Below are 26,137 nucleotides of genomic sequence, written 5' to 3' on the forward strand. Positions count from 1 at the left end.
GATGGACACGATTTTGGCGTATCTTCCCATTATCTTGCAATATCTGGCGCTGATGTTCGTGCTGGCGGTGGGCCTGGGCGTTCTGTGGGTTATTGCCGCCTATTTTCGCGACAAGAGCCAACATGAAAGTGCCCTCAGACGCAACTATCCGGTCATTGCCCGCTTCCGATATCTGTTTGAACATCTGGGTGAATTCTTTCGCCAGTATTTCTTTGCCATGGACCGGGAGGAAATGCCCTTCAACCGGGCCGAGCGGTCCTGGGTTTACCGCGCCGCAAAAGATGTGGATTCAACAGTGGCCTTCGGCAGCACGCGGGACCTCAAGCCCGCAGGCACCGTTTTCTTCGCCAACTGTGCATTCCCGGCGATGGATGAAGAGGACGCCGAGCCCACGCCCGTCACCATCGGGCCGGGCGCGAGGGAGCCCTATACCACCAGTTCGATCTTCAATATTTCCGGCATGAGCTTCGGCGCCCTTTCCGTCCCCGCCTTACGCGCCCTGTCGATGGGCGCCAAGAAGGCGGGCATCTGGCTGAACACCGGCGAAGGGGGGCTGAGCCCCTATCACCTTGAAGGCGGGTGCGACATCATCTTCCAGATCGGTACGGCCAAGTTCGGTGTCAGGAAACCTGAGGGTGGTTTTGACGAGGACAGGCTGAAGGCAGTCGCGGCGCACGAACAGGTCAAGATGTTCGAGATCAAGCTTAGCCAGGGCGCCAAGCCCGGCAAGGGCGGCATCCTGCCCGGGGTGAAGGTGACCGAAGAAATCGCTGCCATTCGCAGCATTCCTGTGGGCAAAAGCGCCATCAGCCCCAACCGGCACGAAGAGATGCGCAACGTGGGAGATGTCCTTGATATGGTCGCCTACGTGCGCGAGACAACGGGTAAGCCGACAGGGCTCAAGCTGGTGGTCGGGGACGAGGAATTCTTTGGTGAATTGTTCGCCGAGGTGAACAAGCGCGGGGCCGAAAGCGCGCCTGATTTCATCACTCTTGATGGCGGTGACGGCGGCACGGGTGCCGCCCCCATGAGCCTGATTGACAATATGGGCATGCCTTTGCGTGAAAGCCTGCCGCTTCTGGTGGACAGTCTGATGCGCGCGAGCCTCAGGGACCGCATTCGCGTGATCGCATCCGGCAAGCTTATCAACCCGTCAGAGGTAGCGTGGGCCTTCTGCGTCGGGGCCGATTTCGTCAATAGCGCGCGCGGCTTCATGTTTTCGCTCGGGTGTATTCAGGCGCTTCAGTGCAACAAGAACACCTGCCCCACGGGGGTTACGACCCACGACAAGCGGCTGCAGCGCGGTCTGGTGCCGGAAACCAAGGCCGACCGGGTGGCCAATTATGCCGAAAATATGAAGAAGGAAATCCGCATCATCGCCCACAGTTGCGGCGTGGCGGAACCGCGGGCACTCAGGCGCAAGCACGCGCGCATCATCATGCGGCCCGGCCAGAGCAAATCCATGGCCGAGCTGTGGCCGGATGTGACAGAAGGATAGAGGGCAGCTATGGACTATGAACTGATATACAAGATCATCAACATTGGGGTGTTGCCTGCCTGGCTGCTGCTGGCGCTTGCACCCCGTGCCCGTGTGACAACCGCCCTTGTGCACAGCGGCATCTACCCGCTGGCCTACGGCATGCTCTACACCGTTCTTCTGGTGTGGGCCATGGTCTTTGGTGCAGGGGCCGAGGGCGGCAACATGAGCACAGCGGCCGGGGTCTCCGTAATATTCAGCCATCCACATGGCGTCTTGCTTGGGTGGACACACTATCTGGTGTTTGACCTATTTATTGGTGCCTGGATTGTGCGCGACGGGGCGCGGCAAGGCATGGCCCACTGGAAGCTGGTGCCAATCCTGTTCTTGTCGCTGATGTTCGGCCCCGTGGGGTTGATGCTCTATTTCCTTTTGCGGAAAATCTCGACCTCAGCCGGACTGTCTTCTAGCGAGGGTTAAGCGCCTCGCCCATCGCCCGGATGGCGTCGATTTTCTGGTTGAGCGGAGCCCAGTCGTCGCGGTCGGCGATGTGGGACCAGATGTCTTCCACTTCATCAATGAGCATGGTGCAGGGGGCATCGCCCTCAAAATAGGGGTGCTTGAGTGCGTCCGGGCGGGCCGGGTCATAGCCCTTGAGCGCGTCACATAGCTCGCCAAAGCCCTTGTAACGCTCGGCCTCTGGGCTCGCCATGGCGCGACTTTCACTGGCGCCACCTCCGAACCAATCAAAGAAGAAGCGCTCGTAAGGGAACTGCTCCTTCAGCATGAAATTGTTGATGAGCGTGAGGAGAGCATCGTCCACCTTGTCGCCCTTGGGCTTGATCCCGAGCCGCGCCAGGAGCTTTTCCCTGAGCGCCGCCAGATAGATGCTGGGGAAGGGAGCGAGTGTGTCCTTCAGCGCCTGTTCCTCACAGATGTCCGCCAGCGCGCCTCCGAGCTGGTAGATGTTCCAGTGCAGCGCATCGGGCTGGCGGCCAAAGGCGTAAAGCCCGGTTTCATCAAAATAGGCAGCTGTGAACTGCAGGTCCATCCTGGGCAGGAAGCGCCAGGGGCCAAAATCGAATATCTCGCCAGTGATGTTGATATTGTCTGTGTTCAAGACCCCGTGCACAAAACCCGCGGCCATCAGGTCGGCGGCCTGTACGGCCACCCGTTCCATCACAAGGCCCAGGAATTTGAGCGCCCGGTCAGCGGCACTGCCTTTCATTTCGGTATCGAAATAATATTTCAGGCAATAGTCGACCAGCTTTTCCAGCTTTTCCGTATCGGTGAAATAGGCATGGCGCTGGAAGGTGCCAATGCGGATGTTGCCGTGGGTCAGCCGCACCATGACGGCGGAGCGCGTGGGCGAGGGCTCATCCCCGCGCATCAGGCTTTCGCCGGTTTCGATGATGGAGAAGGTCTTGGATGTGTATGCCCCCAGGGCCTCAAGCATTTCGGAGGCCATAATCTCGCGCACACCGCCCTTCAGCGTCAGCCGCCCGTCGCCGGACCGGCTGTATGGTGTGGTGCCACTGCCTTTGGTGCCAAAGTCCATCAGGCGGTCTGCGTCGTCGCGCATCTGGGCGAACAGGAAACCGCGACCGTCACCGATATCGGGATTATAGACTTGGAACTGGTGGCCGTGATAGCGCTGTGCCAAAGGCTCCGGCAGGTTATCCGCGAGCGGCTCAAACCGGCCGAAATGCTTTACCCAGTCATCATCCGACAGATGATCCAGCCCCACGGTTTTTGCAGCCCTGTCGTTCCTGTAACGAAGGATCGTTTTTGGGAAATCGGCGGCCTGGACCGGGTCGGCAAAGCCGTCGCCAAGGGTTTGAAACGCGGGTTCTGGATGGTAGGTCATCAGGCTTCTTTGCTTTCGGGGAAACTCCAGGTGATGTGGTCATTGATATCTGGGCGCGGCCGTTCGCTTGGGTCGCGATCCTGGTTGCCGAAAAACAGGAAGCCGGCAATTTTTTCATTTTCGCCCAGTCCCAGGCCGTCTGAGACCGTCTTGCTATAAGCGGCCCATCCAGTCAGCCACTGGCTTGCATAGCCAAGGGCGGTGGCCGCCACCAGCATGTTCTGGCACGCCGCCCCGATCGAGAGTTCTTGCTCCATCACCGGGATTTTATGGTCTGGGTTGATGCACATGATGGCCACCACCAGCACGGGCCCCTGGCTGGCATAACCCTTCATTTTTTCGGCAACCTTGGGGTCGCGCTCATCTTCAATCACCAGGCCTTCGGCGATCAGGTCGCCGAGTTTTTCGCGGTCGGCCCCGGTCAGCACCAGAAAGCGCCAGGGGTTGAGCTTGCCGTGGTCGGGCACGCGCATGCCTGCGGCCAGAATTTTCTCCATCGCCGACCGGTCTGGGCCCGGGCCCACCATATCCTTCGCCTTCACGCTGCGGCGGTTCATCAGAAGATCATAGGTGGCATCATTGGGCGTGTTGAAGGGCATAAGCTCGCTTTCGGTCTATCGTTTCTTTGCATCCGGATATCGGGGTTAAGATAGCGTGTGTCAATGGCCGCTAGCCATCTTCCGGGTCAAGGTGCTTATAGAAAATGGTGGTGTTGCCGAAGGTGCCGTCTGCTTCCACAGTGTATTGGGGCACAGTGCCCACCCGGCTGTAGCCCATGCGGGCATAGAGGCCTTCTGCGATGTCACCGGTGGCAGTGTCCAGCATCAGCAGGGTGCGGCCTTTCTCAAGCGCCAGCGCTTCAAGGGCAATCATCAGGTTGCGCCCCACACCAATGCCGCGGGCATCCGGGTGAACCATCAGCTTCTGCACCTCTGCCCTATGCAGGCCGTTCGCTTTCATGCAAGGTTCCAGTTGAACAGCACCGATCACCTTGTTGCCGGCAAGGGCCACCAGCATCCAGAGCTGGCCAGTCTTCAGCGCTGCGTTCACGTCATGCCAGTAGGCTTCGGCCTCAGCCTCGTCAAGCGGTGCATGGAAGCCGATGGACGCCCCATTTGCCACTGTACGTACCAGCATGTCGACAAAGGCGGGCAAATGGTCCGTCAGGTTGGCAATTTGTTCGATCTTCATCTGAAACCCCAGGATTGTCGTAACAAGGTGCGATCACCTTCTTGTTTGTTTTCAACATCATACGCTTGCGCTATAGCTACTTGCAATCAAGGCCGGAGGAAAAAATGAAAAAGATACTTGCCACAGCAACTCTGATCGCAGCGCTCGCGGCACCTGCCCATGCCCAGGTGGCAGGCGTGGATGCGGCAGCGCCGTTTGATGCAGAAACCGGCATTCGCGTGCCCGCAGGCTTCAAAAGCACGGTGTTTGCCGATGAGGTTGGCCGCGCCCGCCATATGGCGGTGTCCGAGAGCGGCTGGGTATATGTGGCCCTGCGTCGTGCGGTTGATGGTTTCGGCGCGGTGGCGCTGAAGGACACCGATGGCGACGGCAAGGCTGATGTGCGCGAGCTGTTCGCCGAAGGTGTGACAGGCACCGGCATGGGTATCGATGGTGGCAAGCTTTACTATGGCACCAATACCTCGATCCTGCGCTGGGACCTGCCTGCGGAAGGCGCGCCGGCAGGTGAAGCCGAGGTCGTGGTTTCAGGCATGGAAGACCGCAGCCAGCATTCCGACAAACCGTTCACTTTCGACGGCAGTGGCCACATCTATGTGAATGTCGGGGCGCCTTCGAACGCCTGTATGGAAAAGATGCGGACCAAGGGCTCGCCTGGCATGGACCCATGCCCGATCCTGGAGGATTTCGGTGGTATCTGGCGCTTTGACCTGTCGAAAACTGGCCAGACCCAGGCGGACGGTGTGCGCTATGCCACAGGCGTCAGGAACGCCATGGCGCTCGATTGGAACATGGTCGTAGACAGCCTCTATCTGGCGCAGCATGGCCGCGACCAGCTGCAAAGCTTCTTCCCGGACCTTTATGACGCAGAGGCCAGCGCAGAGCTGCCCGCCGAGGAATTCCACCGGGTGCTGGAAGGCGCCAATATCGGCTGGCCATATGGCTATGTTGACCAGAACGTGGATGGCCGCGTGCTGATGCCCGAATATGGCGGTGACGGCAAACAGACGACTGACCGCGGCCAGATGCCGCTGATCGCCTTCCCAGGCCACTGGGCGCCAAACGACTTGATCTTTGTTAAGGGCGGCGGTTTGCCGATGGGCTATAAGAATGGGGCGCTGATTGCCTTCCACGGCAGCTGGAACCGCGCGCCCATGCCGCAGGCGGGCTACCGGGTGGTGTTCGTGCCGATGGACGAGGCAGGCAATGTGGCGGGTGACTGGGTTACCTTCGCAGACGGCTTCCCTAGCATTGAGGTGGTCAAAAGCCCGCGCGATGCCAAGCACCGGCCAACGGGTCTGGCCGAAGGGCCGGACGGCGCTATCTATATTTCCAGCCTGATGTCAGGCGGACGCATTTATCGGGTGACGTATGAAGGCAAGTAACATTGGACTGATCGCGGCGATACTGGTATCCGGTGCCGCCTTTGGGGCAGATGCCCGTGAAGCCAAAGGCAAGGCGCTTTATGAAGAACATTGTGCCGCATGCCACCAGTTTGATGGCGGCGGCGTGCCCATGATGCAGCCGGAACTGATTGACAAGCCGCGTGCCAATGGCCCTATTGGCGGCGTGATTGACATGATCCTGTTCGGCAGCGCCGCGATGAAGCCGACGGACGAGGATTATTCCAACGAGATGCCGGCTTTCGGGCATCTCTCAGACAAAGAAATTGCCCTGATTGCCACTTATGTACGCACGCACTTCAATAATAATGGCGGCTACGTCACTTCTGACGATGTCCGCGACCGCCGCCCAGCAAGCGACTGATTCCTGCCAATCGTGCGAAGAGTTTGTCTATCCTGATCTGATCAAGGTGACAGCGCACAGGCTGTTGCCCAGCAGCAATCGGGGGCAGGCCTCCCGGTTACTGGATATTGATGAAGCTGTGGACGTTCGTCTGGACGAAACACTCCGTGCCGTGCCGGGCGTTGGGCTGTTCCGCCGGGCAAATAGCCTGACCGCACACCCGACAACACAGGGCATGTCGATGCGGGCTGTGGGCGCAAATGCGGCAGGCCGGGTGCTTGTTACCTTGGACGGTGTGCCCCAGAACGACCCGTTCGGCGGCTGGATTTACTGGTCGTCCTATGGTTCGTCCCTAGTTTCAGAGGTCGAAGTCCTGAAAGGTGGTAGCGCCGGTGCGTATGGTGCGCAGGCCCTGACTGGCGCCATCGACCTCAGGTCCCGAACAGCGGAACAGAATTCGGCCCGCACAAAGGTCAGCTACGGGGGAGACAATCAGTTTGACCTGTCTGCATGGGGGAGCGTGGCATTTGACACCTCTGTCCTGACCCTGTCCGCAGGCCACTTCAAAACCGATGGCGACTATTTATTGGCAGAAGACCAGCGCGGCCAAGTTGATGTCCTTGCGGCCAGTGAAGCCACCATGATGTCACTGGCGTACGATCAGCAGCTTGGTGACGTTGAAAGTCGGTTTGCCCTGCGTGCCTATGATGAGGAGCGGGTGAATGGTCTGTCGCTCGCAACTAATGAAACGCGGGCCTTTGATGTTTCGCTTCAGCTTTCCGGTACCCTGCCAGGGCTGACCCAATGGGAGCTGGTCACCTATTACCGCACTCGCGATTTCGCCAATGTGTTCGCGTCCGCCCGCGATGACCGCACGACCGAACGCGCGGTGTTGGACCAATTCGATGTGCCCGCCTGGGGCGCGGGCGTTTTGGCGCGCGTGCAGTTTGACGGGATTGAACTGGGCATGGACGGTCGCCGCATGAGCGGCGAGACCAACGAACGCTTCCGCAACCTGGGCGCAGGCTTCACCCGCCAGCGCCGGGCGGGCGGCGACCAATGGACGCTGGGTTTCTACGGCGAATACAGCCATGACGCTGACTGGGGCGCGCTCTCCGCCACGCTCAGGTACGACCGCTGGCGGACCTACGGTGGCGTGCGCGATGAGTTTAACATCGAAGACGGCTTCCCGGGCTTCGCCTCGCCTGACCGGTCTGACCTTGTGCCCAACCGAAAGGGCGGCGAATGGACCGGGCGCGTGGGCTTTGAGCGCTCACTCACTGGGGCCATAGACCTGCGGGCGGCAGCCTACAAAACCTGGCGCCTGCCGACGCTGAATGAATATTACCGCCCGTTCCGGGTGGTCAATGACATCACCGAGGCCAACCCGAACCTGACGCCGGAAACGCTCTATGGCCTTGAGGGCGGCTTTGACTATGAACCGCTGAACACCGTGAAGCTCAGCGCCACCTATTACCGCAACTGGCTGCGTGACGGCGTCGGTAACGTGACCATCGGTTTTGGCCCGGGCTTTTTCCCACTGGGTGGCTTTGTGCCCGAAGGTGGGGTCCTGAGGCAGCGGGCGAATGTGGACGAAAGCATCACGGACGGCATTGAGCTGGACGCCCGGCTTGACTGGAACACGCACTGGACGCTGAGTGCCAGTTACCTTTATGCCCGCGCGCGCATCACCAAATTCGACGCCATGCCTGACCTTGTCGGCAAGCGTCCGGTTCAGGCACCGCGGCACAGCGCCACCGTGCGCGCGGCCTATGACGGCGACGATTGGGACATGAATATCGAAGGCCGCTATGCGGGTGGCCAGTATGATGACGACCTCAATAACCGCCGTCTGGATGCCATATTCACCATCAATGCTGGCGCACGCTATCAGCTCTCTGAGCGATTCACCCTGACGGCGCAGGCGGAAAATCTGTTTGACGCCAAGGTGGTGTCGGCAGTAACTGCTGATGGGCTTGAGACGCTGGCGCAAAGGCGCTTCTGGCGTGTCGGGCTTGACGCCAGTTTTTAGGGGGGCACAGTGGCAACACCGGTTTTTCATCTTCTCTTGTGCCGCAAGGGCGACAAGCTGCCGCCCTATGTGATCCAGCTTGCCAAAGGCTATAACGCAAAGCTTTATATCGCCAACAATGAAAAGCACGTGCGCCAGATGCTGCGGGAGCATCCCATCAGTATGGTGCTGATTGGCAGCGGCCTGTCGGCAGAAATGCGTGGCGCCATGGTGCAGGCGATTGCCTCGATCCGCAGTGACCTGTCGATCCATATCAACGGCGATGTAACCGGTGGGCTTTCCTTCCCGCAGTTCATGGAAAAGACCCTCTCGGCCTACCTGCCAAAGCATTGATTTCTTGCTTTCGTGTGAACTTCTGCTACTAGAAAAAACATAAAGAAAAGCGGGTCAACGAGCCCGCAGTTTACGACAACGACAGTTTGAGGAAAAAATCATGAAAGCAATCAACGCTATTATTATGTCTGCCGCCTGCCTGACGCTGGGCGCCTGCGCCATCTCCATTGAGGGGGAAAAGGGCTATCACGACTATGACGGCCATGACAGCGTGACCGTAACGCTGCCGAACGGGGACCGTGACCGTTTCTCCTGCCCGGATGGGACATCGAGCTTTGTCATCAACAAGAAAGACGAAGGCAAGGGCATGGTTTATGGCTGCCGCACGAACGGCACGCCAATGCCGACCGTCGAAGACTGATCATCGACCGTAATAAAAAGTGTTGAAAAGCCGGGCAATGCTCGGCTTTTTTGTGGGCTAGAGCCAGCGGCGCACGCGTGCCTTGTAGGCGTCGAACGCCTCACCGAATTCCCTGGCCAGGAAGTCTTCCTCGGCGCGGATGATCAGGCTTATGAAAATCCAGCTCAGCACAAGGCTGGCGATGGTTACAGGGCCCGGGGCGACAACCACGCTGCCCAGCAAAAACAGCATGATGCCCACATAAATCGGGTTGCGGGAGAATTGGTAAAGCCCGCCGGTGATCAGGGGTTGGTCCTCTTCCAGCTCTTCTGGCAGGCCGATGCGCCAGCTGCGGCCCATGTCCATCTGGCTGATCATGGCAATCAGGATTCCGATTGCCATCAGCAGAACACCCCAATGGGCATAGGCAAAGGGTTGCACCATCAGCCTGTCGTCCAGAGACGGCCAGAAGGGTCGGGCAATCATATAAAGGTTCAGCACCAGGGCAACGACGCCTGCACCGGCTTCAACCGGGTTGCGTTTGCGGCCCAACACCGCCAGCACGCTGACACCCGCTGTGTGGCGCAGATACAGAATGCGGCCAAAGCCCCAGATAAGCGCCAGCCCAATCAGGACCAGTGGGCCGAATAGGTTGATGGTGGTGATGCTTGGCATGATATCTCTCCGCTGCCGGAATTCCTTGATTCGTGCCAAGCATAAAGGTTGGAGCCACTACAAGCTCAAGCAATTATTCTCGCCGCGTGAGCTGTATTGTTCAATCTATGATTTTGTTATAGCGTAGCGGGTGGATTGAACCGGGGGAAATCATGAAACCATTTGCTGTATTGTTGTTGGCGGTCTTTGCTGCTGTAACGCCTGTTTGTGCCGAAGATATTACGATCGGGCAGTCCTTCACCTTCCAGTCAGACATTCTGGACGAAGAGCAGTCTTACGGGGTCGCATTGCCGGTCGGCTACACACCCGATCAGGCCTACCCGGTAATCTATGTGCTTGATGGCTGGGAACTTCAGTTTCAGGCCGTGACCGGTATAGCCCGCGCCCAGAACATGATGGCCTCGGTAATCCCAGGTGCGATCATTGTGGCACTGCCAAGCAATGACCGGATCAGGGACTATCTTGTCTCTGCCAACGATACCAATGGTGAGGGCGAGCCAAAGCCTTGGCTGGCGGTTGCTGGTGGCGGCGAGCGCTATCTTCAGGTGCTGCGGCAGGAAATATTTCCCCGCATCGAAGCTGCTTACAACACCAAGCCATATAGGGTTTTGATCGGCCATTCGGCGGGGAGTTCCCTTGGCCTGTATGATCTGATGAGTGGTACAAGCAGCTTCAACGCCTATCTGATGATTGACCCGCCTGTTACCATGCAGCGGCACTATCTGCTGGAACTGTCCCAAACAATGGCAGATATTGAGGCGCCGAACCGGACGCTTTACGTGTCGTATGTGCCGCACGATGACGGAAAACATATTGCCGCAGTGCGGGAGATGCTGGGTAATATTGAGGCACGCGCCCCGGGCGATTTCCGGGTAGCCGGTCAGTTGTTTGAAAAGGAAACCCACCAGTCTGTGCAGCTTGAAAGCTATGTTTATGGGCTTCGCACCATTTTCAAAGGATACGCGCCGCCGCCTATTGAAGATGCCGCAAAGGACCCAATGGTACTAGTGAAGCATTATGCGGACTATTCAGCCAAGCTAGGTGTGGAGTTCCTGCCAGACCAAGCCTATACCAACATCGTTGCCTATAATGCGCTGAATTATTATCAGTGGCCAGAAAACGCGCGACAGCTTTTCCAGATGAATGTTGATAACTTCCCCACGTCCAGCTGGGTGTGGAGCGGTATGGGGGATTATTATGCAGGCGTCGGTGAAGCCGATCAGGCAACCAAGGCCTTTGAGAAGGCCTTGGCGCTGGAAGCTGGCAATTCCTATGCCGCACAGCGGCTGAAGGAGGTGCGGGCGGCGTCCCGCTAATCCTGTTCGCTCACAGCCTCTTCCGCAGGCATTTCCCGTGCGCCGATGTCAGCCGAAATTGCCTGGAAAGCCGTGAGAATCATGTCTTTCTGCAGCTTGTTGGCCGGATCGTTATAGCCTTTGTTTGCGCTGGTTTTGGCAATCACCACCCCGGTTGTCGGGTCCACATAGATGAACTGGTGATAGATGCCGGATGCCGTGAAATCGCCGTGGGGGTTCGACGGTGTCCACCACTGGTAGCCGTAACCATACGGTGTTTCTGAACCTGGGTTGTCAAAGCCGGCCTCCAGGTGCGGGGCTTCGGGGGTGACTGATGCCTTCACCCAGTCGGCGGGCACGATCTGTTTGTCGCCCCAGCGTCCTTCATGAAGATACAGCCTGCCCATGCGTGCCATGTCGCGCAAGCTTGCCTGCAGGCCACCCATGGCCACCTCCATGCCTTCGCCGTCGATCAGGAAATAGGCATCGTGCTCCATGCCGATGGGTTTCCAGATTTTCTCTTCCAGAAGCTGGGTGATGGTCTGGCCGGTGACGCGCTTGAGCACCATGCCCAGCACGTGCGTATTGACGCTGACATAGTCATTGTATGTGCCGGGCTGGCGGTCGCGCGGCAGGCTGGCGGCAAATTCGTCCAGACTGCCACCGGTGCCGATGGCCATGGACATCCTGTTCACGTCGGATGTCAGGTCGCCATAGTCTTCCGTGAAACGGATACCGGTGGACATGGTGAGTACGTGCCTGAGCGTGGTGCCGTCATAGCCCGTGTCTTTGAGTTCTGGCAGATATTTGGTGACCGGGTCATCGATGCTGTCGATCAGGCCATCATTGATGGCGATACCGAATAAGGCAGAGATGAAGCTTTTGGTGACAGAAAACTGGATGTGCCGGTCGTCTTCCTTTTCGCCCTGGTAATATTCCTCGAACAGGATGGTATCGTCTTTTGCAATCAGAAGCCCGGTGGTGCCGGTTTCCACCATCAGGTCCTTGATCGACCGTTCTTCGCCATCATAGACATAAGTGTCGGTGATGGGCTGTGTGTCGTATGCGAAGGCTGACGGCGTGCCCGAGGCATGCACCGTGGTGGTGGTGAAGAATTCTTTGGTATTGCGGTAATTCTCTGTGATGTGTTCGACATCATAATAGCTGGCCATGCGGTAGAAGGCCTGGCCCTTGTTGACCGCATAATAGCCAAGCGGCAACAGAATGATGATAACCACGGCCCAGAAACCGCGCTTTTTGAAAATGGACATTTTCCCTCCCCAGGAAACATTATGAATAAATACTGATATTTTTATCAGTTATACCCGAGGCGCACTCAAAAACCGCCTCGAAAATATTTAGGCGGTGTGACATCGGGTGCGGATCAGGCCGAGGCGTTCAGCTTGATGATATCCCAGTAGCCGGTGCGGATTTCCATCTCATTGCCGAAACCGCGTTTGAGCATCAGCTTGTGGACGTCCCGGAGGCGCCAGCAGGGCACGAACGGCAGCATATGATGCTCGATATGATAATTGACGAAATAGGGCGCGAAGGTCAGGCGCTCCCATGGCCGCGCGATGGTGGTGCGGCTGTTCTTCAGCGGGTTCTCAAGGTCTTCCATGGTGGCGTGTTCGGCAATATTTCGCACACGCAGGAACAATTGCTGGGTGGTGGCCATTGGCAGCAGCCAGCACAGCAGGAACAGGTCCATCCGGCCTGCGAGGGCAAAACCGGTAACGGTGGCTGCATAGAAGACAATCGGCCCGGTATAGAAAGCTTTCAGTCTTTCCAGGCGCCCCGCGCGGTCACCCCAGATGTAGCGGAAGATGCCGATCTGGGTGCGCAGGAATACGATGCCTGTGAGGTCCCGTAATATCTTGCGGGCCATGCTGCCTTTCGATACCGGGAAGGGCGTGTAGAGGTAATTTTCCGGGTCGGCGTCCGTGCGGGTGAAGCGGTGGTGCGCCATATGGCGCTTCCGGTAGGTGTTCATGTTGAGAACCATGGGCCATGCGGCCAGCGCCTGCGTCAGGCGTTCATTCAGCCAGCGCGTTTTGAACAGCATGCCGTGGCTGCCTTCATGCATCAGGATGGCCAACCCCAGCTGGCGGCTGCCGACAATGATCAGGCACAGAAGGAAGGTAGCGGGGTTCGGAAACAGAGCGAACAGCGTGATGCTGCCGATGATCAGCCCCCAGCAGTGGGCCAGAAGATAGAATCCCATCAGGTCAGACCGCTGTCTGAGCTGGTGCGATTCTTCCTTCGTCAGGATATCTGACGGTTTGATGCTGTTCCACTGTGTCGACATGCTGTCCCCCCGAACGGCCATACTTAAATTTAATGGCTATCATTATACATTATGGCGGTCTGGTTCGCGAGTCATAAAAGCTATGGCCCGATCGGATCTCATATCAAGAGGGTTCCTGCCAGCTTGTGATTTGAACGGAAGACCTATTTGAGCGTTAAGATTTGCATGCTAGCCTGTATCTATGTACGACCGTGTTAGCCGTTTGATATCGTTGCTCCTTCTTGCCCTGATGTTGCCTTTGCCCGCGGCATTGGCAGTGGGAGAGGCCACGCTGCTCAAGCAGTTGTCACAGCCGCCTTTCCTGGCGGCGGTTTCCATGTCGCGGGATGGGCATTTTCTGTCCGGCCTTCGCCGTAACGAGGATGTGTCTGAACTGGTTGTCTGGTACGCAGACGCCGGCCTGAATGAAGCCGAGGTGCTGCCTTATGCGTTTGAAGATCTCAGCTGGATGGCCTGGGTTGGCGGCGGGCGGTTGCTTCTTTCCCTGAATGAACACGGGCTGGTGCTTTATGACGCGCACCTCAGGCGGCTGCGCCCTCTGATTGACGGTGAAGGACCGCGTCCGGGTGATCTGCCTCCGGTGCTATTGAGTTCCCTGCCGGAAGACCCGCGCCGCATCCTGCTGCAGTGGGAGGACCCGGGCGTGCCGGGGTATCCGGCTGTGTTTAGGGTGGATGCAGTCTCAGGCGCGAGCGAGAAGATCATTGGTGGCTGGAAGCCGGTGATCCGCTGGTGGGCGTCGCCGCAGGGAGAGATTATCCTGGGGGAAGGCTTTGTGGCGCGGCGGCACCGCCTGTTTGCGCCGCGTGCTGACGGCAGCTGGGACATGATCCGCGACCGGGACTATTTCGATGATGATGCACTGGCTGTGCTGGCGGTGGAAACCGGCGGGGCAACAGCACTGGTGCTGTCCTCGCACGACAGCGATACCCGCGCTTTGTGGCGAATGGATGCGAGAAGCGGCGATTTCATGAAGAGGCTGGCCGGCCATGACCGGTATGACATTGTGGCCGCCATTCTGGACCCGGAGACCAACCTGGCGGTGGGCGCCACATACGAAGAGGACGGGATTGAGGACATGGTGTGGGCGGCCACGCATCAGGACCGCATAAAGGATATGGCGGCGCGTGCCGGTGTTGCCAACCTGTCGCTGGTTGCAGCCAGCGTGGATGGCAGGCGGCAGCTTTATCGGGCGCGGCTTAAGCATGCGCCGTCCCGCTATTTCCTCTATGACGCGGAAGTCGATTTGCTGAACCCGCTGCCGTATGACCCTGCGGAAGATGCCTTGCCGACACCTGAGACCAAAGGCGTGTGGATCGACCTGCCCAGAGGCAAGGGCCAGATGCACGCGCTCTTGAGCCGCGCGCACACGGGCCGCGCGGTGGTGCTGGTGCATGGCGGGCCGGTCAAGCGGGTGACTGACAGCTATAACCCCTTTGTCAGCTGGCTGACGGCAAACGGATACAGTGTGTTGCAGCCAAACTTCCGTGGCTCCAGTGGCTTCGGCGAACGGTGGCGCCGCGCGGGCTATGCCGAATGGGGCCACGACATGCAGGATGACGTGCGCACAGCAACGGAATGGTTGGTTGACCAGAACATCGCGCGTAAGGGTGAGATTTGTGTGGTGGGCGGGTCCTATGGCGGCTACGCGGCGCTGATGTCATCGATCAAGGATGACGACCTGATCGGCTGCGCGGTCAGTCTGAACGGTGTGACATCGATCGAGCTTCTGATCCGCCACCTTGAGGAAGGTCGTTTCCATATGCTGACGACTCCGCGTATTCAGGGCCGTCTGTCGAAATGGGCACTCAGGCGGCGGTCACCTGTCAACCGGGCCGACCTGGTCCGGGTGCCGGTGTTGCTGCTGCATTCAACCAACGATATGAATGTTCGTTTCGAGCACGGGCAATTGATGCACACGGTGCTGACCCGGCTTGAGAAAGTGCATAAATTCATCGTTCTTGAGGGCGCGGAACATCAGTTGAAGCGGGCGGCAGACAAGCGTATCTATTACCAGAGCACACTGAATTTCCTCGATGCCCATATTGGGCCGGGCAGCCAGCGATAACGATATGGCAAGCTTGCCGCTTGGTGCGGTTGGCGGCTAGAGTAGGGATGGTTTTCAGAAATGGGGCATTGCCCCTCAAGTTTGGATTACAGAAGGCGTGACAAGGTTGGCGAAACAAGTGGGTCGGTTGAAGCAGTATTTGACGCTGCCGTGTCTTGCTTTCCTGCTTTCCCTGGGCGCCTTGGCCAGCGATGCCAATGAAGCAAAGGACAGTGGTGAGAATCGCCCCATGAAGGTGATCATGCCACTTTGGGGTCCCAGCATTCAGGCTGACGGCACCGGCATGTTCGTGGATCTTTTCCGGTTTGTGCTGAAGGGCCATGAGCACAGGTATGAGATCGAATATGTCAGCTATGACAAAGCCTTGCGGCTTTTGCTCTATAGCGATGTCGACTGTGCTTACCCGGTCAGCAAACCGACCATTCTGGTTTCCATGAAGCATGTTGACGCGGCGCAGCTCATCCAGTCGCAACCGGTGCTGGTGTCGAAAACCTACGTTTTTTCCCGGCCGGGCGAACCGGTTTTCAGTACCATGGAAGCGCTTAAGGGCAAGCTTCTGATCCAGATCAGGGGTGAGAATTATAATCATAATTTCACCACCGTCCGTGCCCGTTTCTGGAATGTAGATTCGGAGCCTGAAAAGGTGCGCGTCCTTCTTGGGGGGCGGGGCGACGCCATGCTGGGCAGCATGCCGGACATTCTGATTACATTTGCGGAAATGGGTGTGGAAATCCCGCCTTACGACCCGGATTTTTCAGTGCTGGACTATGACAACGCCATGACCTGCCGCAATTCTGCTGAAGCTGCCGCGCTGGTGGATCTGTTCAATCGGCGGATTCGTGAGACCGTCGAGGATGGCAGCCTCAGGGCTCACGCTGTCGACAACGGCGTGCCTGAGTTGGTGGTGGATGCATTCCTGCCAACGCTGTCACGCTGACATTCCCATTCGCCGGCCAGACACATCCATAGAAAAATGGCTTATTTGAGCCGATTTTGCTTCCCGCCTACCCCGATTTGTGGTTTGTAATGTCGATGCTTTCCAGCAAGAGAAAGCTCAGAACCTAACAATGGGGAGCGGCCGCATGAGCAACAATCAGCGGCCCAAGAGAATATAAAAGGGGTAGAAATGTCCGACACAGTTGTATCGACCGAAGGGTCGCAGCAGAGGGAGTTTATGGGCCATCCAGTTGGCTTGACTGTCTGCTTCCTGACCGAAATGTGGGAGCGCTTTTCCTATTATGGCATGCGCACCATTTTGGTCCTTTATCTAATCAAATACCATCTATTCACCAACGAAAAAGCCAGCATGATCTACGGCGCGTACGCGGGCCTCGTGTACATGATGCCGATTATCGGTGGCTATATGGCTGACCGTTACCTCGGAAGTCGAAAAGCGGTTACGTACGGTGCAATTCTTTTGGTGCTTGGGCACGGGCTGATGGGTTTCCACGGGCCGCAGGCATACATGGAAGGCGAAACCATTGTTCGGGATGAGTTCTACCTCAGCCTGTTCTTCCTGTCGCTTGCGCTGATCATTACGGGTGTTGGCTTCCTGAAGGCCAATATCTCCACCATTGTGGGCGCTCTGTATGGCCCGAACGATCCTCGCCGGGACGGTGGTTTCACTATTTTCTACATGGGTATTAACGTTGGTTCCGTTCTTTCAACCATCATCGTAGGCTATGTAGGCGAAACCTATGGCTGGAGCTATGGCTTCATGCTGGCGGGTATTGGTATGCTCTTCGGCCTTCTGGTGTTCCTGTGGGGGCAGAAGCTGCTGGATGGTCGTGCTGATCCGCCAAACGCGCCAGAACTGAAAGAGTCTGCCGTTGGCCCGATCAACAAGGAAAATGCCATTTACCTGTTTGGTATTGCGCTGGTTGGCGTGTCTTGGTTCATGATGCAATACCAGGATCTGGTGGGTCAGTTGCTTGGTGTTTCCGGCCTCGTTATGTTGGCGGTGATACTGGTTTACGGCTTCACCAAATGTACCAAGGTTGAAGGTCAGCGTCTGGCTGTGGCCTGCTTCCTGATCGCAGTACAAAGCGTGTTCTGGGCGCTGTTTGAACAGCAGGCGGCAAGCCTGACCGTTCTGGCAGACGAGCAGTTTAACCGCGACATCCTGGGTATTTTTGAAGTCAAGGCATCACAGGTTCAGTCCATGAACCCACTCTTTATTGTGATCTTTGCGCCAGTTTTTGCCTGGATGTGGGTGAAGCTGGCCAATAAAGGCTGGGAGCCATCCACGCCCGCCAAGTTTGCGATTGCAATGCTGCTGATTGGTCTTGGCTATATTGTCTTCTCTTGGGGCATGAGCCTTGATGACGGTAACAGCAAGAGCTTTATCTGGTTGGTGCTGATTTACCTCTCACTGACTCTTGCAGAGTTGTGCCTGAGCCCCGTTGGCTTGTCGATGGTGACCAAGCTTAGCGTCAGTCGCATCGTGGGCATGGTGATGGGAACCTGGTTCCTGTTTACTGCCTTGGGCAACTATGTTGCTGGCTGGATCAGCTCCCTGACAGGTAGCGGAGCCCACGGTGGCAGTGATGGTGCCGTGCTAGACGTTATTGCGACCATGGAGGTATATACCAACATTGGTTTGATCAGCATGGGCGTGGGTGTCTTCATCCTGTTGCTGACGCCGATCCTGCGCAAAGGCATGCACGGCGTTCACTAGACGCCTGTATGAGCGAATATCTGACGGGGCCTGCGGGCCCCGTTTGCGTTTTTATGAAACCCGGTGTATCTGATCTGCCATGACAGACTTTCACAGCCAGAAATTTGTAATCGTGACCATGGCGCGGACGGGGTCGAATGCGCTTGTGAATGCGCTGACCCGGCATCCGGGCATCCACTGCGATTATGAAATTTTCCATCCAGACCAGATTTTTACGGATGGCGTTTTCCCTGGTCCCACCGAAGTGCGGGACAATGACATTCCGGGCTTCCTGCCAAAGGTAATGGCCTGGAATGCTGAGCGGTACCCGGAAAAGAAGGTCTATGGGTTCAAGCTGTTCACCGACCATTCGCCAGTGATCATGGACCAGATACTTGATGACCCGTCCTGGAAGAAAATCATCCTGCGCCGCAGCAACACGCTGGATCAGTATCTGTCCCTTGAAATTGCAAAACAGTCCGGCGCCTGGAGTTCTGACTATGCCAAAAAAGGTCACGTCAAAATAGATCTGGACCGAGACGCTTTCCTGACTTTCCATGATGACGTTACGGGCGTGTTTGACAGTATCATTAGGAAGCTTGAGCAGTCCGGTCAGGATTTCCTGACGCTTGACTATAGCGATGTGGCCCATGAGAATTTCAAACCGGTTTTCGATTTTCTCGGGCTTGCGGACGCGTCATCAGCCACCCCGCACCTCAGCAAGCAGAATCCGAAGCGGACAGCAAGCAAGGTAAACCACCCCCTGTCGCTGTGGTGGTGGCTGCTACGCCAGGGCCTTGGCAGGTTCTGGGTCTATTAGGCCGTTACTGCATTGGCATGAATGTCAGCTGTTCCGGCGGCACGTATTTGTGCAGGATCGCCGTATATTCCTCCGTCCCTTGAAAGGCTGCAATGGCCTCGTCAATCGCTTCCAGTGTTGTCCGCGGCACCGTCAGCTTTGAAAAGATGAAATGGATATAGTCATCATTCAGCGTCACGGGATGCACCGCGACCTGATCCAGCGCATTCATGCCTTTCAGGATGTGCAGGCCGTTGAACAGGTCATTGAACACGACATCCACCCGGTCCTTGACAAGCCAGGTGAACAGCACTTCATATTCGGGCGTCTGAAGCATATGTTTGCGCAGTTTTGGGTCAGCTTTATAGAGGGCGGCAAATTCGTCGCCGTACCAGCTTCCCAGCAACACGCCAATCCTGTGCTTGCCTGAAACCACGTCGGCAACAGACATCACTTTGCTTTTTTCCAACTCGTCGCGGCGCATGAACATCACCATGGTTTCGCGCCGATAGGGCCGGCTGAACCAGGCATATTGCTCGCGCTCACTCAGGCGGGAGGCGCCCAGCGATCCGTCGATAGTCCCGAATTTGATGGCCAGCAAGGTGCGCTTCCACGGCATTACCTTCAGCTCGAATTCACAACCGGCAGCGCCAAAGGTGGCGCGCATCAGCTCAATATCCAGGCCGGTGGGCGTGCCGTTCTCATCCCGATAGTGGTAGGGCTGCCAGTCAAAGAAGGCGATAGTCAGTTTCTTGGTGCATCCCGCACCTTCGGCAGATGCAGGAAGAGAGAGGCTAAGAAGAATACTCACAACAAGGAACAGTGCAGCATGTTTGGTCATGGCTTTTCCCCGAAGTAAGGGAAAATCATAACATATTCCGCATGAATTAGCGAAGAAAGTTGGATGGCCTAAGGGGTAGGGGCCGTAAACTTTTGCAGCAATCCTACAGGCAGGTAGCGTTCGGTAATCCTGTCGATTGTGCCGTCTTTCTTTAAGGTGGTAATCGCCTGGCTGATGGCATTGATTTCCGCCTCGGTCCGCGTCTTGCGGCTAAGCAGGATGTGCACGTCATTGACATGCACGGCGAAGGGCAGCAGCTGGACACTGCCACTGCCGATGGTACGCTCGGCCACATAGCGGCCGCCGGCAATGTCGTTGACGGCGACATCAATCAGCCCGGCTTCAAGTGCCCTGAACAGGATTTCGAAATCTTCAAAGGTTTTTACTCTGGCTTTGAAGGCGGCATTGGAGGCGCGGGCCTCCTCAAACGCCGGTCCGTACCAGCCACCCAAAACCACGCCGATCCTGAGCGGGGAGGACGCGAGATCATCAAAGGTCCGGGGGCGCCTGTCCTCGGCCAATGAAGCGCTGACGAATGCGGCAATGACCTCATTGCGAATAGGCACGGAATAATAGCCGAACATAGCCCTTTCTTCGGTGTAGGATACGGTGGGCATGCCGTCGAGTACCCCAAGCTCCACATCCCTGAGGGCTCGCTTGAAGGGCATCCTGAGGATGTGAAGTTTGCACCCTGCCTTGCTGAAAATTGCAGCCATCAGCTCAATGTCCAGGCCAGACGCGAACCTGTCGCCTTCCCAGATGGTGTAAGGGGGCCATTCGATCGCGCCAAGGGTGATGGTATTGTGGCAAACTTCAGCATGTGCCGGGCGACCAAAAGCGGTCAGCCACACCATCATCACAGCGGTGATTAAAGCGCGACAGGTCAATCCTGATCTCCTCTCGTCACGCAGTGTGACCCTGAGGGGCTTAAAGATGTGTGAACGACCTGATCATAAACCGACCTGGCAGGGCATTAGGACAGGGACACCAGTCCGGACCGCAGCTGATCCGGGTTGCAGCCACCAAGACGTTCTTCCGCGGCTTCGTGCGTTGCTTCCCATATCGGATAGGCCTGTGCCAACAAGGTGCGCCCGGCGTCGGTCAGCGACAGGCGGCGGCCACGCCGGTCGTCGGGGTCAACATCGACATTGATCAGCTCCCGCCGTTGCAGCGGCTTCAGGTTTGCGGTCAATGTGGTTCGGTCCATCGCAAGAAGTTCGGCTACCGCGCCAATCTTTGGGCCGTCTGGCCTGTTGACCGACATCAGGATGGAAAACTGCCCACTGGTGAGCCCCAGGGGACGGAGCGCATCGTCGAACATGCGTGCTACCGCGCGCGCTGCGCGCTGCAGATGCATGCACAAGCAATGGTCGCGTACATGGTGGGTCACCTCAAGGGGCAAAAAATCTTTCTTTGACATGCATGGATTATGTTGATATCAACACGAAAGTCAATATGTTGATATCAACATAAATGATTATATTCAAGATCAAGGCGCGGCGCCACAGGGCCGGGTCACGACAGTTAAGAGACTATAGGAGCATAAGAATGAAGGTAAATCCGTACCTTAATTTCGACGGCACATGCCGCGAAGCCTTTGAATTTTACAAGGATGTCCTGGGGGGCGAGATCGTGATGATCACCACATACGGTGACATGCCGCCGCCGGAAGAGGGCTCGGAAATGGAAGAGAATTGTGGTGGTATGCCGATTGCCGGCGACGTGGCAGACCGGCTGGCCCATGTGCGGCTGGTGTTTGGCGATGGCGCTGTGCTGATGGGGTCCGATTGCCCGCCCGGCATGGCCAGCCAGGAACGCAGCACCAGTGTGGCCTTGCAGGTAACGTCTGCTGCGGAAGGGGAGCGCATTTTCAACGCCCTTGCGGAGGGCGGTAATGTGTTCATGCTCTATGCCCAAACCTTCTGGGCTGAGCGGTTCGGAATGGCTGTCGACCGTTTCGGGGTGCCTTGGATGGTTAACTTCGAAAACCAGTCTTAACGACAGCACGCCCGGCCTAGTGCCGGGCACGCTCTGCGATGGCGGCCCATTTTTTCTGGCTTTTCCGATAATAGCTGGTGCCGCGGCGCAGGCGGGCTGCCACCTCGTCAAATATTTGACTGGCGGCGTCGGGCTGTCCTGACGCCTTCAGCAGCAGGCCATAGCGCACACGCGCTTCCTCACCGGTGGCATAGCCGATGAGGTTTTCATATGACCCAAGCGCCGCTTCGACCTGGCCTGATTCCGCGAGCCCGCGTGAATACAGCAGATGCCCGTCCTGGCTGTTGAAACCCGGGTTCTTTTCCTGCAGCAGGTCCAGAATGGTGACAGTCTCGTCGGGATGGCCCTGTTCAAACCTGATCTTTGCCTGCCGGATCAGAATATGGGGGTCATGCTTGTGGGCGCCCATGAGGCATGTGTCCACATGGGGGGCGGCCTCGTCCCACTTTTCCATGGCCATCAGGGCATCCGCAAGGCGCAAGCGGTTTTCTGTGCTCTCCACCATATCGAAGGCATGATGGGCTTCTCGAAGTTCCCTTTGCGGATCGAGGATTTTCACGGCGCCCTTTTTCAGGTTGCCGGCGGTGCGTGTGTTGCCGGCGTCAGGCAGTACCTGGGTGATCAGATAGATGGCGCAGCCGATACCCGGCGCGATAATGATCAGCCAGATCCAATATTTATCCCGTCCGGTTTTGACCACATGATAGGCGCAGATCAGTTGCGCGAGAACTGTCAGAACAATGATTGGCACATGAACCCCCTGCATGCTCACCTGTTTGGCCAAAAGGTACCGGCCTCGGTGATGGCAGGCAAGGATTTAGTGTGATATTTACCGCATGGGTCAGGGCAGCATCAGGATTCGGTCGAACCGGTAAACATAAATCTTGCCGCGGTCGTTGATGTCCACCCGCCAGAACAGGCTTTCGCCCGCCGACGTGCGCCAGTCTTTCAAGGTGAAATCCATCGGGTGTGGCCCGGTTTCTTCGTCGACGACAAGATGGAAGCCGATCATCCGCTTGCTGCGCTGGCTGAAGAAATAGCGCAGCCGGGCGCCTGCAGGTGTGGTGCCGCTGACGGTAAAGGCAAGTTCGTCAGCGAATTCTTCAAGGGTTACTTCTGGGTCGATGGTTTTGAATTCGGCTGCCGGGAACAGGGCCCGCCTGTGAAACTGGTGGCCGTGCACGAAAGCGGCCATCGCCGGCGAGAGGGTGCGGCGTTCGCTGCCCTCGCTTTCGAACCAGATGGTGCCGTCTGTATCGCCGTATGTAACCGTACCGTCCTCGCCTACCATGGTGAAGCGGGCATCCCCGCCCACGGGCGTGCTGATGCGGCTGTTGACAACAGTGTCATAGGTGCGGCCCTCCACGCTGACACGGGCGTGGGCTTCAATGCGCCCGACATCCTTGGTGTCGCCCTTCCAGCCGATGGCCTGGGCCGCTTCCTGGAACAAGGCCTCCGGGGTTGGCAGGTCGGCGGGCTGGGCCCATGCGTGTGCCGGGATCATGGCCAGGAAAAAGCAGATCAAAAGTGGGCGAATGGGCATGCCAAATTTCCTCAGTGTCAGAGAATCGCAACCTACCACAGCGCGTGTTGGTAAAACAGCGCCGGGTTGCAGCTTCGGTTCATCTCACCTATGGCACGGCTCGTCGATCTCAACGAAAGTTGAAGCGCTTTTTGATGACTCGGATTATTCGCCTTGATACGCTCCCGCGACACGCCGCCAGGGGATAGGGCGGTAACAGGGAGAAACAATCATGAAAAAAGCAATGACGCGGCCCGCATGGCTGCGATCAGGGCTCGCCATCACTGCCATGGGGCTTGCGCTTGCAGCCTGCCAGCCAGGCGAAGAACAGGGCGAGTTTGTCGAGATCAACAAAGACCCATTTCCAAGCAGCTACACCCCGCTGGCCAGCAAACCCACGTTGATCACCAACGTGACCATCCTGGATGGTAAAGGCGGCCGAATTGACGGCGGTTCGATCCTGCTGGAAGGCGGCGATATCAAGGCGGTTGGCCAGAACCTTGAGGCGCCTGAAGGCGCTGAAGTGATCGACGGCACAGGCCGCTGGGTCACGCCTGGTATCATCGACACCCACAGCCACCTGGGCGTATACCCAAGCCCCGGCGTGCGGTCGCATTCTGACGGCAACGAAGTGGGTGAGCCGGTCACCGCTGACGCATGGGTTGAGCATTCCAATTGGCCGCAGGACCCCGGCTATATCCGGGCTGCCGCTGGCGGCATCACCGCGCTTCAACTGCTGCCTGGCTCCGCGAACCTTGTGGGCGGCCGGTCGGTGACGCTCAAGAACGTGCCGGGCCGCGTGGCGCAGGACATGAAATTCCCGGGCGCTCCTTACGGCATGAAGATGGCGTGTGGCGAAAACCCGAAACGCGTTTACGGCGAAGGCAAGAACAGCCCTGAATTCCGCCCACACACCCGCATGGGTAACGTGGCCGGTTACCGCGCTGCCTGGGCTGAAGCGCAGGATTACCAGCGCGCGTGGGACAAATACGAGCGCGACTATAAAGCGGGCAAGGATGTGCTGCCGCCCAAGCGCGATTTGAACCTCGAAACGCTCGCAGGCGTATTGAACGGTGAAATTCTTGTGCACATGCACTGCTACCGCGCCGACGACATGGGCACCATGCTCGACGTGATGAAGGAATTTAACTACAAGATCTCCAGTTTCCACCACGCGGTGGAAAGCTACAAGATCGCTGACAAGCTTGCGGAAGACGGCGTGTGTTCCAGCATGTGGGCCGACTGGTGGGGCTTCAAGATGGAAGCCTATGACGGTATCCGTGAAAATATTCCGTTCGTTCACAAGGCCGGTGCCTGTGCCATCGTTCATTCCGATAGTGACAGCGGCATTCAGCGCCTGAACCAGGAAGCTGCCAAAGCCCTGGCCGATGGCCGCCGTGTGGGTGTTGATATCTCGAAGGCGGAAGCATGGCAGTGGCTGTCGCTGAACCCGGCGAAATCGCTGGGCATCGACGATAAAACCGGCACGCTTGAAGTGGGCAAGGACGCAGACGTGGTTCTGTGGTCCGGCGACCCGTTCAGTGTCTACACCAAAGCTGACATGACGTTCGTTGACGGTGCTGTCACCTTTGACCGTCATGATCCTTCCCGCCAGCCGGTGATGGATTTCGAGCTTGGCCAACCTGGTGAAGGAGACGTGAAATGAGCATGATCAAATCGCTTATGGGCGCCTCCCTGGTGGCCCTGATGACAGCTGGCGTGAATGCTGAAGACATCGCCATCACGGGCGGTACAGCCTTCACAGACGGCGGCAGCGGCAAGGTGGAAAACGCGACAGTCTTGATCCATGACGGCAAGATCCAGTCCGTGACGTCTGGCGGCGACGTGCCGGCGGGCTACCGCGCGGTGGACGCTTCGGGCAAGTGGGTCACGGTCGGCTTCATGGTATCCGGCAGCAACCTGGGCCTTCAGGATGTGCCGCTTTCCGGTAACCTTAACGATGCGCGTGCGTCAGACCATAAGAACGGCATGGGCCTTGAGGTCAAATATGCCTTCAACCCGGCTTCCACCCTGATCCCGATCACCCGTATCGAAGGCGTAACCCGTGCGGTGACGGGTTTCTCTGCGTCCAAAGACATGTGGCGGGGCCAAAGCGCCGTGGTGGCGCTGGCGGGCGAGGATATGATCGTTGCCGACCATGTCTCACTTTCCATCGATATGGATGAAAGCGCGGCCCGGTCGAACGGCGGCAGCCGCGCAGCCCTGTGGGACAGCGTGATCACCACCCTTGAAGGCGCGCGCCCGAACGGCGATGACGACAAGGACGATGACGACAAGAAGGACAAGAAGCCGAAGTATGACAGCGGCAAGATTGCCCTTGAGCGCGTCATGACCGGCGAGGTGCCGCTTCTGGTGGAAGTCGAGCGCAAGGCCGACATCCTGAATGTTATCGAGCTGAAGAAGCGGTTCGGCATCAATGTGGTGATCACCGCAGGCGCCGAAGCCTGGATGGTGGCGGATGAGCTGGCCGCAGCCGGCATTCCAGTGGTGATGGACCCAAGCCGCAACCTGCCGGAAGACTTCGACACGCTGGGGAACACCAGCGCGGCAGCGGGCCGTTTGCATGCGGCGGGCGTGAAGGTGGCCTTTATGGCGCCGGACACGCACAACAGCCGCCTCGTGGTCCAGAACGCAGGCATCGCGGTTGCCATGGGTATGCCGTGGGAAGCAGCCGTGGATGCCATCAGCAAGAACCCGGCCGAGATTTTCGGCGTGGCTTCAAGCTACGGCACTATGGAAGCCGGCAAGGACGCTGACGTGGTTGTCTGGAACGGTGACCCGCTGGAGCTGATGACCAGCGCCGACGCGGTGTTCATTCGCGGCGAACAGGTCGCCCTTGAAAGCCGCCAGACCAAGCTCAGGGACCGCTACAAGGACCTCACGCGGTCGCCTGCCTACAACAAGTAGGCAGATGATAGAATTTGAAAGCCGGGGTCTTGCCCCGGCTTTTTCATAAGAACATCAGGAGGCG

26 protein-coding genes are annotated in these 26,137 nt (G+C 57.8%); 15 read left to right on the plus strand and 11 right to left on the minus strand.

Translation table 11 applies throughout. From position 1 onward, the window contains the following. The first annotated feature begins 1 nt into the window (after nt 1). Nucleotides 2–1,498 carry an FMN-binding glutamate synthase family protein gene (locus tag B3Z17_RS13925; protein ID WP_286830369.1) on the plus strand — a complete coding sequence of 499 codons (1,497 nt, stop codon included), beginning with the start codon at nt 2–4 and terminating at the stop codon, nt 1,496–1,498. 9 nt (nt 1,499–1,507) lie between these two features. Next, nucleotides 1,508–1,957, plus strand: a complete 450-nt coding sequence (locus B3Z17_RS13930; RefSeq protein ID WP_286830371.1) for an ABA4-like family protein — start codon at nt 1,508–1,510, stop codon at nt 1,955–1,957. Here the strand turns inward: B3Z17_RS13930 and B3Z17_RS13935 are convergent. From B3Z17_RS13935 to B3Z17_RS13945, 3 genes are all read right to left on the minus strand, one after another. Next, nucleotides 1,944–3,344 (minus strand): protein adenylyltransferase SelO family protein, encoded by a 1,401-nt coding sequence (locus tag B3Z17_RS13935; protein WP_286830372.1) that lies wholly within the window; start codon nt 3,342–3,344, stop codon nt 1,944–1,946. The two genes, B3Z17_RS13930 and B3Z17_RS13935, sit on opposite strands and share 14 nt — an antisense overlap. Continuing rightward, on the minus strand, nt 3,344–3,943 hold the full coding sequence (locus B3Z17_RS13940) for a nitroreductase family protein (RefSeq protein WP_286830373.1): 600 nt from the start codon (nt 3,941–3,943) through the stop codon (nt 3,344–3,346). The genes B3Z17_RS13935 and B3Z17_RS13940 overlap by 1 nt, the downstream gene beginning before the upstream one ends. A gap of 70 nt (nt 3,944–4,013) precedes the next feature. Beyond that, entirely contained in the window at nt 4,014–4,535 is a 522-nt protein-coding gene (locus tag B3Z17_RS13945) for a GNAT family N-acetyltransferase (RefSeq protein ID WP_286830374.1), read from the minus strand. Between the two features lie 104 nt (nt 4,536–4,639). Here B3Z17_RS13945 and B3Z17_RS13950 point away from each other — a divergent pair, with 104 nt between their 5' ends. The 5 genes from B3Z17_RS13950 to B3Z17_RS13970 all read left to right on the plus strand — a co-directional run bounded on the left by B3Z17_RS13950 (nt 4,640) and on the right by B3Z17_RS13970 (nt 9,004). Then, nucleotides 4,640–5,917, plus strand: coding sequence for a PQQ-dependent sugar dehydrogenase (locus B3Z17_RS13950; RefSeq protein ID WP_286830376.1), 1,278 nt, complete (start codon nt 4,640–4,642; stop codon nt 5,915–5,917). Further along, nucleotides 5,904–6,299, plus strand: a complete 396-nt coding sequence (locus tag B3Z17_RS13955; RefSeq protein WP_286830377.1) for a c-type cytochrome — start codon at nt 5,904–5,906, stop codon at nt 6,297–6,299. Before B3Z17_RS13950 ends, B3Z17_RS13955 begins: the two co-directional genes overlap by 14 nt. After that, nucleotides 6,244–8,310, plus strand: coding sequence for a TonB-dependent receptor (locus B3Z17_RS13960; RefSeq protein WP_286830378.1), 2,067 nt, complete (start codon nt 6,244–6,246; stop codon nt 8,308–8,310). Before B3Z17_RS13955 ends, B3Z17_RS13960 begins: the two co-directional genes overlap by 56 nt. Before the next feature lie 9 nt (nt 8,311–8,319). Continuing rightward, entirely contained in the window at nt 8,320–8,643 is a 324-nt protein-coding gene (locus tag B3Z17_RS13965; RefSeq protein ID WP_286830379.1) for a hypothetical protein, read from the plus strand. Nucleotides 8,644–8,743: 100 nt separating this feature from the next. Then, nucleotides 8,744–9,004, plus strand: a complete 261-nt coding sequence (locus tag B3Z17_RS13970; protein WP_286830381.1) for a hypothetical protein — start codon at nt 8,744–8,746, stop codon at nt 9,002–9,004. A gap of 57 nt (nt 9,005–9,061) precedes the next feature. Here the strand turns inward: B3Z17_RS13970 and B3Z17_RS13975 are convergent, their stop codons facing one another. Further along, nucleotides 9,062–9,658 carry a methyltransferase family protein gene (locus B3Z17_RS13975; protein ID WP_286830382.1) on the minus strand — a complete coding sequence of 199 codons (597 nt, stop codon included), beginning with the start codon at nt 9,656–9,658 and terminating at the stop codon, nt 9,062–9,064. Nucleotides 9,659–9,810: 152 nt separating this feature from the next. Between B3Z17_RS13975 and B3Z17_RS13980 the strand changes: the two genes are divergently transcribed. Beyond that, the gene (locus B3Z17_RS13980; RefSeq protein ID WP_286830384.1) at nt 9,811–10,974 is read left to right on the plus strand and encodes an alpha/beta hydrolase-fold protein; all 1,164 of its coding nucleotides are present in this window, start codon (nt 9,811–9,813) and stop codon (nt 10,972–10,974) included. On the opposite strand, the gene B3Z17_RS13985 is transcribed toward B3Z17_RS13980, so the two are convergent. After that, nucleotides 10,971–12,224 carry a serine hydrolase domain-containing protein gene (locus B3Z17_RS13985; protein WP_286830386.1) on the minus strand — a complete coding sequence of 418 codons (1,254 nt, stop codon included), beginning with the start codon at nt 12,222–12,224 and terminating at the stop codon, nt 10,971–10,973. The genes B3Z17_RS13980 and B3Z17_RS13985 overlap by 4 nt on opposite strands. A gap of 113 nt (nt 12,225–12,337) precedes the next feature. Beyond that, nucleotides 12,338–13,261 carry a fatty acid desaturase family protein gene (locus tag B3Z17_RS13990; RefSeq protein WP_286830387.1) on the minus strand — a complete coding sequence of 308 codons (924 nt, stop codon included), beginning with the start codon at nt 13,259–13,261 and terminating at the stop codon, nt 12,338–12,340. A 316-nt stretch (nt 13,262–13,577) separates the two neighbouring features. On the opposite strand from B3Z17_RS13990, the gene B3Z17_RS13995 reads away from it, so the two are divergent. The 4 genes from B3Z17_RS13995 (at nt 13,578) to B3Z17_RS14010 (ending at nt 18,805) form a co-directional block, all read left to right on the plus strand. Next, a complete protein-coding gene (locus B3Z17_RS13995; RefSeq protein ID WP_286830388.1) occupies nt 13,578–15,329 on the plus strand; it encodes an alpha/beta hydrolase family protein in 1,752 nt (583 codons plus the stop codon). Nucleotides 15,330–15,447: 118 nt separating this feature from the next. Further along, a complete protein-coding gene (locus tag B3Z17_RS14000; protein ID WP_286830389.1) occupies nt 15,448–16,266 on the plus strand; it encodes a hypothetical protein in 819 nt (272 codons plus the stop codon). A 189-nt stretch (nt 16,267–16,455) separates the two neighbouring features. After that, nucleotides 16,456–18,006, plus strand: a complete 1,551-nt coding sequence (locus tag B3Z17_RS14005) for a peptide MFS transporter (RefSeq protein WP_068302155.1) — start codon at nt 16,456–16,458, stop codon at nt 18,004–18,006. A 79-nt stretch (nt 18,007–18,085) separates the two neighbouring features. After that, a complete protein-coding gene (locus tag B3Z17_RS14010; RefSeq protein ID WP_068302158.1) occupies nt 18,086–18,805 on the plus strand; it encodes a hypothetical protein in 720 nt (239 codons plus the stop codon). Nucleotides 18,806–18,809: 4 nt separating this feature from the next. On the opposite strand, the gene B3Z17_RS14015 is transcribed toward B3Z17_RS14010, so the two are convergent. The 3 genes from B3Z17_RS14015 to B3Z17_RS14025 all read right to left on the minus strand — a co-directional run bounded on the left by B3Z17_RS14015 (nt 18,810) and on the right by B3Z17_RS14025 (nt 21,045). Then, entirely contained in the window at nt 18,810–19,625 is an 816-nt protein-coding gene (locus B3Z17_RS14015) for a substrate-binding periplasmic protein (protein WP_068302160.1), read from the minus strand. Between the two features lie 68 nt (nt 19,626–19,693). After that, nucleotides 19,694–20,512, minus strand: coding sequence for a substrate-binding periplasmic protein (locus B3Z17_RS14020; protein ID WP_286830391.1), 819 nt, complete (start codon nt 20,510–20,512; stop codon nt 19,694–19,696). Nucleotides 20,513–20,598: 86 nt separating this feature from the next. Beyond that, nucleotides 20,599–21,045, minus strand: a complete 447-nt coding sequence (locus B3Z17_RS14025; protein ID WP_286830393.1) for a MarR family winged helix-turn-helix transcriptional regulator — start codon at nt 21,043–21,045, stop codon at nt 20,599–20,601. Between the two features lie 128 nt (nt 21,046–21,173). Here B3Z17_RS14025 and B3Z17_RS14030 point away from each other — a divergent pair, with 128 nt between their 5' ends. Further along, nucleotides 21,174–21,623, plus strand: a complete 450-nt coding sequence (locus B3Z17_RS14030; RefSeq protein WP_286830395.1) for a VOC family protein — start codon at nt 21,174–21,176, stop codon at nt 21,621–21,623. A gap of 16 nt (nt 21,624–21,639) precedes the next feature. Here the strand turns inward: B3Z17_RS14030 and B3Z17_RS14035 are convergent, their stop codons facing one another. Beyond that, nucleotides 21,640–22,374: a hypothetical protein gene (locus B3Z17_RS14035; RefSeq protein ID WP_286830396.1), complete on the minus strand. Its 735-nt coding sequence runs from the start codon at nt 22,372–22,374 to the stop codon at nt 21,640–21,642. A 90-nt stretch (nt 22,375–22,464) separates the two neighbouring features. Beyond that, complete coding sequence (locus B3Z17_RS14040) at nt 22,465–23,166, minus strand: hypothetical protein (RefSeq protein WP_286830397.1); 702 nt, start codon at nt 23,164–23,166, stop codon at nt 22,465–22,467. 211 nt (nt 23,167–23,377) lie between these two features. Here B3Z17_RS14040 and B3Z17_RS14045 point away from each other — a divergent pair, with 211 nt between their 5' ends. Both B3Z17_RS14045 and B3Z17_RS14050 read left to right on the plus strand, forming a co-directional pair. Beyond that, nucleotides 23,378–24,811, plus strand: coding sequence for an amidohydrolase (locus B3Z17_RS14045; RefSeq protein WP_286830398.1), 1,434 nt, complete (start codon nt 23,378–23,380; stop codon nt 24,809–24,811). Next, nucleotides 24,808–26,073, plus strand: coding sequence for an amidohydrolase family protein (locus tag B3Z17_RS14050; RefSeq protein ID WP_286830400.1), 1,266 nt, complete (start codon nt 24,808–24,810; stop codon nt 26,071–26,073). The genes B3Z17_RS14045 and B3Z17_RS14050 overlap by 4 nt, the downstream gene beginning before the upstream one ends. Nucleotides 26,074–26,137 lie beyond the last annotated feature (64 nt).

It is taken from the genome of Kordiimonas sp. UBA4487, assembly GCF_002389025.1.
Lineage (GTDB): Bacteria > Pseudomonadota > Alphaproteobacteria > Sphingomonadales > Kordiimonadaceae > Kordiimonas > Kordiimonas lacus.